Annotated in this window: 10 protein-coding genes; 6 read left to right on the top strand and 4 right to left on the bottom strand. The window is 63.7% G+C overall.

The window, feature by feature from the left end; genetic code table 11:
- Positions 1-122 precede the first annotated feature (122 nt).
- The 3 genes from R4P65_RS20335 to cofC all read right to left on the bottom strand — a co-directional run bounded on the left by R4P65_RS20335 (position 123) and on the right by cofC (position 4,039).
- Entirely contained in the window at positions 123-1,049 is a 927-nt protein-coding gene (locus tag R4P65_RS20335; protein WP_317827893.1) for an NUDIX hydrolase, read from the bottom strand.
- A 17-nt stretch (positions 1,050-1,066) separates the two neighbouring features.
- The gene (locus tag R4P65_RS20330) at positions 1,067-3,181 is read right to left on the bottom strand and encodes an RNA degradosome polyphosphate kinase (protein ID WP_374227985.1); all 2,115 of its coding nucleotides are present in this window, start codon (positions 3,179-3,181) and stop codon (positions 1,067-1,069) included.
- A gap of 180 nt (positions 3,182-3,361) precedes the next feature.
- Complete coding sequence (gene cofC / locus R4P65_RS20325; protein ID WP_411742565.1) at positions 3,362-4,039, bottom strand: 2-phospho-L-lactate guanylyltransferase; 678 nt, start codon at positions 4,037-4,039, stop codon at positions 3,362-3,364.
- Positions 4,040-4,237: 198 nt separating this feature from the next.
- Between cofC and R4P65_RS20320 the strand changes: the two genes are divergently transcribed.
- From R4P65_RS20320 to R4P65_RS20310, 3 genes are all read left to right on the top strand, one after another.
- Positions 4,238-5,236 carry an NAD(P)H-dependent glycerol-3-phosphate dehydrogenase gene (locus R4P65_RS20320; protein ID WP_019747941.1) on the top strand — a complete coding sequence of 333 codons (999 nt, stop codon included), beginning with the start codon at positions 4,238-4,240 and terminating at the stop codon, positions 5,234-5,236.
- On the top strand, positions 5,233-6,384 hold the full coding sequence (locus R4P65_RS20315; RefSeq protein ID WP_317827891.1) for a cystathionine gamma-lyase: 1,152 nt from the start codon (positions 5,233-5,235) through the stop codon (positions 6,382-6,384). The genes R4P65_RS20320 and R4P65_RS20315 overlap by 4 nt, the downstream gene beginning before the upstream one ends.
- 72 nt (positions 6,385-6,456) lie before the next feature.
- On the top strand, positions 6,457-7,563 hold the full coding sequence (locus R4P65_RS20310) for a D-alanine--D-alanine ligase family protein (RefSeq protein WP_317827890.1): 1,107 nt from the start codon (positions 6,457-6,459) through the stop codon (positions 7,561-7,563).
- Here the strand turns inward: R4P65_RS20310 and R4P65_RS20305 are convergent, their stop codons facing one another.
- On the bottom strand, positions 7,564-8,256 hold the full coding sequence (locus tag R4P65_RS20305; RefSeq protein ID WP_230812856.1) for a DUF3515 domain-containing protein: 693 nt from the start codon (positions 8,254-8,256) through the stop codon (positions 7,564-7,566).
- Positions 8,257-8,333: 77 nt separating this feature from the next.
- Between R4P65_RS20305 and R4P65_RS20300 the strand changes: the two genes are divergently transcribed.
- The 3 genes from R4P65_RS20300 to R4P65_RS20290 are packed head-to-tail and all read left to right on the top strand — an operon-like array spanning position 8,334 to position 10,582.
- On the top strand, positions 8,334-9,365 hold the full coding sequence (locus tag R4P65_RS20300; protein ID WP_317827889.1) for a thiamine-phosphate kinase: 1,032 nt from the start codon (positions 8,334-8,336) through the stop codon (positions 9,363-9,365).
- A 9-nt stretch (positions 9,366-9,374) separates the two neighbouring features.
- Entirely contained in the window at positions 9,375-9,896 is a 522-nt protein-coding gene (locus tag R4P65_RS20295) for a gamma carbonic anhydrase family protein (protein ID WP_230812865.1), read from the top strand.
- The gene (locus R4P65_RS20290) at positions 9,896-10,582 is read left to right on the top strand and encodes a uracil-DNA glycosylase (RefSeq protein WP_317827888.1); all 687 of its coding nucleotides are present in this window, start codon (positions 9,896-9,898) and stop codon (positions 10,580-10,582) included. The genes R4P65_RS20295 and R4P65_RS20290 overlap by 1 nt, the downstream gene beginning before the upstream one ends.
- The last annotated feature ends 137 nt before the right edge of the window (positions 10,583-10,719 follow it).

The raw sequence follows: 10,719 nt of genomic DNA, 5'->3' as shown, positions 1-10,719 counted from the left end.
CCCGGGGAGTCAACCCGGGGCGGCACCTCTTTTTTGCTGTGTCGGAGAAGTCTGAATTCCCCTGTGTTTCAGTGCTTTGCAAAACTACCGAATCGGTCCCCGGCTCCAGTTGCCCAAATCCCTCAGGAATTGGCGACTTTGGGGAGTGGGCTGTCGAGGTGATCGGCCGCGACAAGACGGCCGTCTAGGAACGAGAGCACCCAGGTGCTCGCCTTACGGTTGCGTGCAGAGGGCAGTGTTACGCCGGCCGTATCGGCCCACCAGTGCATCAGATCGGGAATGACGCCCCCTTGGCTGCAGATCACGGGTGTGCCCTCCAGCGCGGCGATCTGTAGCGCACGGGCCCGAGCGGCATCGGGATCGGCCGCATAACCTTCTTCGGTCAGAAGAGGTTCCGTAGAAATCTCGACACTCAATGCCTCCGCCAACGGCATCACCGTGTCGATGCAGCGAGTACGGTCGGCCGCGAAAACGGAATCGGCGCCGAAGATTTTCAGCTGCTCGACCAACGCGGCCGATTGCTCTTTGCCCTTGGCGTCGAGTGGACGCAGATTGTCGTCGCCCTTGTATCGCTTCCGGCTTCCGGCTTTTGCGTGGCGGACGAGTAATACCGTTTTCGTGTCCGGCCGAATGGAAACGAAGCGGCGAAGAATCATTCGATCCATCGGGTACGAAAGATGATCGGCGACCTCGGCGACCGGAAGCCAATAAAGGACATCTACTTCGTTATTCGGTCCGAAATCTCCGTCGACTGCTTCTGCCGACCAGTATTCGACCCGCTTGAGTTTGCGATGCCCCGGGATCGGGTATGTCACGCCACCGAGGTGCCTTCCGAAACGTCCCGTGATCGAGGTCTCTTCGCGGACCTCGCGAACCGCCGCGGTCAGGAAGGTCTCGCCGGGGTCGAGTTTTCCTTTGGGGAATGACCAGTCGTCGTACTTGGGTCGATGTACGACGGCGATCTCGACGGCGGAAGGATCCTCAGGAGCCTTCCGCCACAGAACCGCGCCTGCGGCAAAGATGTTGGCTTTGACCGGCTTGTCGCTCATTGTGTGATCCGAGCCCGTCAAGACCCGCTGGACGTGCGGCTGCGCATCAACGACTGCTGATGCTCACGTACGTCCTCGCCGCGTTCGGGGGCAGCTACCCAACTGCCGTCCGGATGCAGTACCCAGCAGCGAGTTCGGGGATCGAGCGCGGAATCGAAGATGTCACCGAGTTGCTTCGACAGTTTCGGATCCTTGACCTGCACCATGACCTCGACGCGGCGATCGAGGTTGCGGTGCATCATGTCTGCGCTGCCGATCCAGAATTCGTCGGCAGAGCGGAAATGGAACATTCGCGAGTGTTCGAGGAACCGGCCGAGAATGGAACGTACTTCGATGTTTTCGCTGAGGCCCGGAACACCCGGTTTGAGCGCGCAGATTCCGCGGACCACGATCTCGACGGGGATACCGGCCTTGGACGCGCGGTACAACGCGTCGATGACCTGCTCGTCCACCAATGCGTTGGCTTTCAATCGGATACCGGCATCGCGGCCCGCGAGCTTGTGAGCGATCTCGTTGTCGATCCGCTCGATGATCCCGCGGCGAACCCCGTACGGCGCGACGAGAAGGTTGCGGTAACTCGTCTTACGGGAGTATCCGGTCAGCGAGTTGAAGAGGTCTGTGAGGTCCGCGCCGATCTCCGGTGCTGCGGTGAGCAATCCGACGTCCTCGTACATGCGCGCGGTCTTCGGGTTGTAGTTGCCGGTGCCGATGTGGCAGTAACGACGAATGGTCGACCCCTCACGCCTGACGACGAGGCACGTCTTGCAGTGAGTCTTGAGACCGACCAAACCGTAGACGACGTGAACGCCGGCCTGCTCGAGTTTGCGTGCCCACTTGATGTTGGCCTGCTCGTCGAAGCGCGCTTTGATCTCCACGAGGGCAACAACTTGCTTGCCGGCCTCGGCGGCGTCGATCAGTGCGTTGACGATGGGGGAGTCGCCGGAAGTGCGGTACAGGGTCTGCTTGATCGCGAGCACCTGCGGATCGGCGGCGGCCTGTTCGATGAAGCGCTGAACGCTGGTGGAAAACGAGTCGTAAGGATGGTGGACGAGCACGTCGCCGTCGCGCAGGGTCGAGAACACACTCTTCGGCGTCTCACGCTCGCCGAACGCCGGATGCGTCGCCGGGACGAACGGAGCGTCCTTGAGTGCCGGGCGGTCGACGGCGTAAACCTGCCAGAGGCAGGACAAGTCGAGGAGACCGGACACCTCTATCACGTCGGCCGGGTCGACGTCGAGTTCACGCAGAAGCAGTTCGAGCATGTGCTCGGTCATGTCGTCCGCGACTTCGAGTCGGACGGGCGAACCGAAACGGCGACGCGCCAATTCGCGTTCGAGCGCCTGCAACAGATCCTCGTCGCGATCCTCTTCGACCTCGAAATCGGCGTTGCGTGTGATTCGGAAAGCGTGATGTTCGACGATTTCCATTCCGGGGAACAGTACGTCCAGATGAGCCGAAATCAGTTCCTCCATCGGGAGGAACGAATCGATGGTGGACGAAGACGTCGTGCTCTTGACTCGCACGAACCGGCCGACGTTGTCGGGGACCTTGACGCGAGCGAAGTGTTCGCCGCGGGTGACGGAGTCCTTCACGGTGACGGCGAGGTTGAGGCTCAGTCCGCTGATGTAGGGGAACGGGTGGGCGTGATCGACTGCCAATGGCGTCAGTACCGGGAAAACTTGCTCGTGGAAATGCGCCGAGAGTCGGCCGTGATCGTCGGCGCTGAGATCGGCCCACCGAACAATCGAAATGCCTTCTGCCGCCAGCGCGGGGCGGACCGAGTCGAGAAACACGTGTGCGTGCTTGTCGGCGAGTTCCTGGGTGCGACGCGCGATGAGCGCCAATTGTTCGCGTGGGGACAGACCGTCGGCGGACCTGACCGACAGTCCCGTCTCGTCGCGGCGCTTGAGCCCGGCCACCCGGACCATGAAAAATTCGTCGAGATTGGAAGCAAAGATTGCCAGGAACTTTGCCCGCTCGAGCAACGGCAGTGACTCGTCGGCGGCCAATGCGAGAACGCGCGCATTGAAATCGAGCCAGCTGAGTTCGCGGTTGAGGTAACGATCCTCGGGAAGTCCGACGAGCAGTTCGGGTAGCTCTGCCTTGGTAGCTGCAGGGGGAGCGCCCGGGATGTTGGTGGCAGTCGCGACGGCTTGAGATCGCGGCGACGTGGCCGCGCCGTTCTCGTGTCGGCCGGAGCTGTGATCTCCGTCCGACTGGTCTTCGGAAATGCGGTTTTCGAGTGCTTCGCCATTGCTCACTCGTCGATCATCCCCCACAATCGCGCGGTCCGACAATCGATGAAAGAAAATTCATCGACTGTTCGACGGCGCGGCCTTGAGTCTGGTCAACGAAGCCAGTGTCGCGGGGCCCACTCCCAGTGCTCGCACAGCGTCGAGGTCGGCATGGGTGTCGACGTCGGTCCGCAGTCCCGGCCACTGACCGGTCAGTCGCCGTGCTCCCGAATTAGTATGTGCGCGTGCGGATTCCGGACCGAATCGAGGGTCGAGTGAGCTCTCACCACACGCAAAGAGCGCCGAGGTGCCGGTGCCGTGGTGATCGACGACGACGGAACGACCGCCGCTTCGGGCTGCGACCACCGCCTCCGACAACTCGCTCGGTTGCATGGCGGGCAAGTCAGCTTGCAGCACAACGAGGTCGACCGCTCCGCGCTTGGCTCGGATGTCGGCGGCCGCTGCACTCAACGCGGCGTTGAGGGTTTCCTCCGTGCGCGGTGCGGCGCCGTTGGTTCGTGCGCCGTCGGGAGCTGGATCGGCATAGACGGTGACGCCGGCGGAATACGCCAGAGCGGCGACGGTCGGGTCGGGGGTGACCACTGTGACGCTGTCGATCGCCGAGACGGCGGCAACAGTGGACAGGGTGTCGTGGAGCATTGCCAACACGAGGTCCGCCCGCGCGTCCGAGTCGAGTTCGTCCGCGAGGCGAGACTTGGCCGATCTCAAGGACTTGACGGCAACTATCGCATGCATGGGGCGTTCGATCTCCGCGTGCGCATGCGGCGTCTCCACGGCGTGTGGGTACGGGGGTTCCGCGCTGTCCATTCCTCGATCTTGCCAGTCATCGCGCTTGGTGTCCGCGGCTGCCCACCGCAGCGAGCTACAGGCGATACTCTGTGCAGACGATTTTTCTGGCGGCGACCCGCTTCGCCGGGTAGACGGGGTGAGCGTGTGAGTAAGGCAGCTGTACTGGGCGCAGGTTCGTGGGGAACGGCGTTGGCGAAGGTGATGGCCGAAGCCGGAACCGACGTGACGATGTGGGCCAGGCGTGAAGAGGTCGCGAAGCGCATCGACACCACGCACGAGAACAGCGACTATCTGCCAGGCATTGCTTTGCCTTCGTCGATTCGCGCGACCCACCACCACGAGGAGGCGATGGCAGGCGCGGACTTCATCGTGCTGGCGGTTCCCTCGCAGTCGCTACGGGGAAACCTGGAGCAGTGGAAGGGCTCGATCGGACCCGATGCGACTCTGCTGAGTCTGGCCAAGGGGATCGAGACGGGGACGCTCATGCGCATGAGTCAGGTCATCGTGTCGGTGACCGGCGTGGAACCCGGGCGCGTCGCAGTGCTCTCGGGTCCGAATCTTGCACACGAGATCGCCAGCGGGCAGCCCGCGGCGACGGTGATCGCCTGCTCGGATTCCTCGCGTGCCCTCGCTCTCCAGGATGCTTGCGCTACCGGCTATTTCAGGCCGTACACCAATTCCGACGTCATCGGTTGTGAGATCGGTGGTGCGTGCAAGAACGTGATTGCACTGGCCTGCGGCATGGCCGCCGGTAGTGGGTTCGGCGACAACACCGTTGCCAGCATCATCACCCGTGGGCTCGCCGAGACGATTCGTCTCGGCGTTGCGCTCGGTGCCAAGGCATCGACACTTGCCGGTCTGGCGGGAGTCGGTGACCTGGTCGCGACCTGTACCTCCGAGCTGTCGCGAAACCGGACGTTCGGCGAGCGGCTCGGACGGGGCGGGTCGATGGAGTCGGCGCAGAAGGCGACAAACGGGCAGGTGGCCGAGGGGGTGAAGTCGTGCACATCGGTGCGCGCACTCGCTGCCGGATACGACGTCGAGATGCCGTTGACCGACGCGGTCCATCGGGTGTGCCACGAAGGCATGGCCGTCAGCGATGCGATCGGTCAGTTGCTCGGACGCCGGACCAAGCCGGAGTGAGTGAAATCGGTGTGAGTCACTTCGAGGGTTACGGGGATTCGACGCGCAGTGTCAGCGCGGTAGCACCGGAACACGCGGCAGGTCAGCCGATGCAGCTTGGTCCGATATTCGCTGCGCCGTACCAACTTTCAGCCGACGAAGGTTCCGAGTCCGATACCTACGCTCGCGCCTCGAACCCGGGTTGGCGCGGACTCGAATCTGCGCTTGCGGCGCTCGAGGGAGCGGACCACGCACTCGTCATGGGATCGGGGATGTCCGCGATCACCGCGACCTTGCGCAGCGTCCTCGTCACCGGGGACACGGTCGTCGTGCCCTCGGACGGGTACTACCAGGTGCGGTTGTACGCGAACGAACGGTTGGCTCCGTTGGGAATCACCGTTCGTGAGGTCTCGACCCTGCAGATGGGTGACGCGAGCTTCACGGATCTGATCGAGGCGTCGCCGGGCCGCGTGGTCGTCGTCGCCGAGACGCCGTCCAACCCGGTGCTGGACGTGGTCGACCTTCGCGTCCTCGCCGCCGTGTGCCACCGTTCGGGTGCGCTCCTGATCGTCGACAACACGACTGCAACACCGTTGGGTCAGCGCCCGCTCGAATTGGGTGCCGACATCGTGGTGGCCAGCGGCACCAAGGCCCTCAGCGGGCACAGTGACCTCCTGATGGGTTACGTCGCTACCTCTGATGGGGCGGTCGGTCAGCGAATCGAGCGCGAGCGGCTCCTCTCGGGAACGGTGCTCGGACCCTTCGAGACGTGGCTCGCGCACCGGAGTCTCGGCACCGCAGGACTGCGATTCGGGCGTCAGTGCGACAACGCGCTTGCACTGGCCGAGATGTTGGTAGGTCACAAAGCAGTCCGGTCCGTTCGTTACCCCGGTCTTCGCGGTGACCCGTCCTTCGCAACGGCATCCGGTCAGATGAATCGCTTCGGCGGACTGGTGAGCGTCGAGTTGGATTCGGCTCAGGCATTCCACTCGTTCGTCGAAGCGAGTGCTCTTGTCACGGCTGCCACCAGCTTCGGCGGGATCCACACGACGGCGGATCGCCGAGCGCGCTGGGGCGATCCGGTCAGTGCAGGTTTTGTCCGAATCGCTTGTGGCATCGAGGACACCACCGACCTCCTTGCCGATATCGAGCGCGCACTCGACGCGTAAACGGACCACGTCGATGATTTCCGGTCCGGCCCGATCGCGTGCCGAAGTCGATTCGGCGGTACGGTTTGACGCGTGAACAGCAGTCGTACCCGCGTGGCCGTGATCTTCGGTGGCCGGAGCAATGAGCATTCAGTGTCCTGTGTTTCCGCCGGAAGCGTCCTGAGCAACCTCGACCCCGATCGGTACGACGTCGTACCGATCGGTATCACCGTCGACGGTTCCTGGGTCCTCGGTTCGAGCGACCCCAGCTCGCTCGCGATCAGCGGGAGAGCGCTGCCGTCGGTGGACAAAGACGGAACGTCGGTGGTCCTCAGTGCGGACCCCACCCGCGAGGGCGAGGTCATCTCCTTCGACGGCTCCGACGCCGGGGCTGTGCTCGCGTCGGTCGACGTCGTGTTCCCGGTCCTGCACGGCGCTTACGGCGAAGACGGCACCATTCAGGGGCTGCTCGAACTTGCCGGGGTTCCGTACGTCGGACCCGGAGTCCTGGCCAGCGCCGCCGGCATGGACAAGGAGTTCACGAAGAAGCTTCTTGCCGCTGAAGGACTTCCCGTCGGAGTGCAGGTCGTGCTTCGACCGGGAACCGCAACTCTGACCGAAGAGCAGAAGGCGGAGTTGGGCCTTCCGGTGTTCGTGAAGCCCGCTCGAGGTGGTTCGTCCATCGGCATCACTCGGGTGAGTAATTGGGACGGTCTGGACGGGGCAATCGCTCATGCACGCCTGCACGATCCCAAGGTGATCGTCGAAGGCGCGATCATCGGCCGTGAGGTGGAATGCGGCGTCCTCGAATTCCCGAACGGCGACGTCAAGGCGAGTGTGGTCGCCGAGATCCGGATGCCGGATTCCGACGCCGATTCGGATGCGTTCTACGACTTCGACACCAAGTACCTCGACGACGTCTGCGAATTCGACATCCCCGCGAAACTCGACGAGGCGGTGAGCGACCAGATTCGAGAGCTTGCCGTCCGCGCGTTCAAGGCACTCGATTGCCAGGGACTCTCGCGGGTCGATTTCTTCGTGACCGCTGACGGCCCGGTGATCAACGAGATCAACACGATGCCCGGGTTCACTTCCATCTCGATGTACCCGAAGATGTGGAACGCCACCGGAATCGATTACCGCACTTTGATTTCGACTCTGGTCGACACTGCCATCGCTCGCGGCACCGGTCTTCGCTGATCAGGGAACCGCGACCGGCGCCGGGTCGAGAGGCTTCTGTTCCAGAGTCGCCGTGATGGTGTCGGAAATCTCCTGAATCGGCGTCGGGCCGGTCCCGTCGGGAACCGTGATGCCGATGTACTCACCACGGTCGACGGCAAACCAGGTGCTGGCCGCCAGACCGATGTCGGTTCCCGAGACCTGGAACCACTGGACGCCGTTCACGACCTGGAGCGCGGCCGCCTGGTCGAACTCGGTCGGACGGTCGAGCCCGCAGCGCAAGACGATCGGCTCACCTTCGCTGCGCTGCCACGCGGCCGCTCCGGCCGGGGCAGGTTCCACCAACTCGGCTTTCGTGAAGTCGTCGATCTTGTCGGGGAGCGCGTCGAGGAGAGAAACGCAGGCCTCCGACTCCGCTGCCGGTGCCGGTACGGGTCCCAGCGCTACCGGTGAGAGTTCAGGATTATTGCCCGCGACGACGGCTGCGATCACCACTCCGACGATCAGGGCTACCGGCAGTGCGATGGCAGTGGCGATCAGTGCTGGGCTACGGCGTTCGGTCGGGTCGTCCTCGCCGTCGGGGTCGATGTCGGCGTTGTCTGCGGTGGAAGTGTTGTCTGCCATGCTCAGTTCTTCGCTCGGGTCCTGGTCCAGTCGATCAGCGGTCTTGTCACTTCTGAGGACACGCCGGTGAATCGGTAGGATTGCCGACACACGCGTGAGCTTGCAGAAGCATTCACGACCACAGCTAGAAGGTACCGCAGGCCGCTTACGAGCGAATTGCGTCGGCATTGGAGACACTCATCGCATCATCGGAGTTCACTGCATCATCGGAGTTCGAATCACAGCACACTGTCGAACAGGTGGGGGAGTTCGACGTGATCGCGCGATCTCTGGTCGGCCGAATCCAACCGGTCACCACCGAATTGGGGCCGGGTGACGATGCCGCGATCGTGACGTCCGGTGACGGCCGAGTGGTTGTCTCGTCCGACATGTTGGTCGAAGGTCGGCATTTCCGAGTGGACTGGTCTTCGCCACGGGATATCGGCCGCAAGGCGGTGGCCCAGAACGCCGCTGATGTGGTTTCGATGGGAGCCAGGCCGACGGCATTCACGGTGTCCCTGGGGTGCCCGCCCTCGACTCCCGTCGACGTGATCGACGGAATCTCGGCCGGGATCTGGGACGCGGCAACAGATCTGGGGGCCGGTGTGGTCGGCGGTGACCTGGTCCAGTCACCGGTGATCGTCGTGTCGGTGACCGTGCTCGGCGATCTCGGTGGCCGTCCGGCAGTTCTCCGTTCGGGAGCAAAGGTCGGTGACAAGATCGCTGTCGCCGGGCTGTTCGGTTGCTCGGCAGCGGGATTGGCACTATTGCTCGACGAAACCGAACTGCTCGACGAAGCTGGCAGCTTTCCAGATCTACTTGCCTCTCATCGTGTTCCGGATCCGCCGTATCAATCGGCATGGGACGCCGCAGAATCAGCACATTCCATGACGGATGTCTCCGACGGATTGATCGCGGATCTTCGACATCTCGCAGAGGCATCACACGTACGGTTCGACATCTTGTCGGACGCGGTTCCCACCTCACCAGACGTCTCGTCGGCGGCCGAGGCGCTCGATGTCGATCCGCTGCACTGGATCCTGTCAGGTGGTGAAGATCACGGATTTGCAGCAACTTTCGGACCGGAGGTCGAGATTCCGTCGGGATGGACCGTGATCGGTCAGGTCGCCCCCGGTTCCGGCGTTTCCGTCGACGGTTCTCTTCGCGAGAGCGGCGGAGGTTGGCACAGCTTTTCGACCACCGGCATCACTGCGGTATAGGTTGCTTTCATGGCTGTATATGCACTTGGAGACAGAGTTCCGGACATACATCCGGACGCATACGTCCACCCGGACGCGGTGGTGATCGGCGCCGTGACTCTCGCGGCGGGCACCTCGATCTGGCCGCAAGCGGTGTTGCGTGGTGACTACGGAACCATTTCGGTCGGTCGCGGATCCAACATCCAGGACGGAACCGTCATCCACTGCACCGCCATCGATGCGACCGTCATCGGTTCGGGTTGCGTAGTGGGCCACAACGCACACATCGAAGGTTCGACCATCGAAGACCATTGCCTGATCGCATCGGGGTCCGTGGTCCTCAACGGAACGGTGATCGGGACGGGGTCGATCGTCGCCGCTGGTGCGGTGGTAGCCAACAAGATGCAGGTTCCGCCGCGCAGCATGGCGCTCGGTGTGCCCGCCAAGGTCCGTGCGGGATACGAGGTCCCGCTCGGTCACCTCGACGGCAACGTCAAGATGTACGCAGCCAACGCGGCGTACTACCGCGACGCGTTGCGCAGGCTCGACTGATGGCGCCGCTTGCAGAGATCGTCGATCCAGGGTGGGCGCGGGCACTCGAACCGGTGTCGGAGCAGATCTCCGCGATGGGCACGTTCTTGCGTGAAGAGATCGCTGCGGGGCGAGAGTATCTGCCGGCGGGGGAGAACGTCTTGCGTGCGTTCACGAATCCGTTCGACGACGTTCGAGTGCTCATCGTCGGTCAAGACCCCTATCCGACGCCCGGTCATGCTGTCGGGTTGAGCTTTTCGGTCGCCCCGGACGTGCGGCCGGTTCCGCGAAGCCTCGGCAACATCTACAAGGAGTATCACCAGGATCTCGGATTGCCGATACCGTCGAACGGCGACCTGACTCCGTGGTCGAAACAAGGTGTGCTGCTTCTCAATCGCGTTCTCACCGTGCGGCCGGGTCAAGCCGCTTCGCATCGCAAGAAGGGCTGGGAGCCGGTGACCGAGCAGGCCATCCGCGCTCTGGTCGCGCGACCGTCACCGATGGTCGCGATCTTGTGGGGTCGTGACGCGGCCACTCTCGCGCCGATGCTCGGCGGCACACCGATCATCGAATCCGCGCACCCGTCACCGCTTTCGGCTTCGCGCGGTTTCTTCGGTTCGCGTCCGTTCAGTCGTGCGAACGAGCTCTTGACCGGACTCGGAGCCGACCCGGTCGACTGGAATCTGGGTGGATCGAACTGCGTCTGATCGAACTGCCGTGGGGGGCCGGCGGGGGGGGGGGGGGGGCCCGCCGCGCGGGCGCGCCCCGGCGGGAGGCGGGGGGGCGGGGGGGGGCGGGGGGCGGGGGGGGCTGGGCGGGGGGTGGGGCGGGCCTCTGGCCGGCC

Source organism: Rhodococcus sp. IEGM 1318 (assembly GCF_033142465.1).
Classification (GTDB): domain Bacteria; phylum Actinomycetota; class Actinomycetes; order Mycobacteriales; family Mycobacteriaceae; genus Rhodococcus_F; species Rhodococcus_F qingshengii_B.
This window is presented reverse-complemented; position numbering and strand designations above follow the sequence as displayed.

What these genes read in the sequence shown, in the direction of transcription:
- R4P65_RS20335 (WP_317827893.1), bottom strand. Translation starts at nt 1,049, where the DNA reads ATGAGCGACAAGCCGGTCAAAGCCAACATCTTTGCCGCAGGCGCGGTT.
- R4P65_RS20295 (WP_230812865.1), top strand. Translation starts at nt 9,375, where the DNA reads ATGGCTGTATATGCACTTGGAGACAGAGTTCCGGACATACATCCGGAC.
- cofC (WP_411742565.1), bottom strand. Translation starts at nt 4,039, where the DNA reads ATGCATGCGATAGTTGCCGTCAAGTCCTTGAGATCGGCCAAGTCTCGC.
- R4P65_RS20290 (WP_317827888.1), top strand. Translation starts at nt 9,896, where the DNA reads ATGGCGCCGCTTGCAGAGATCGTCGATCCAGGGTGGGCGCGGGCACTC.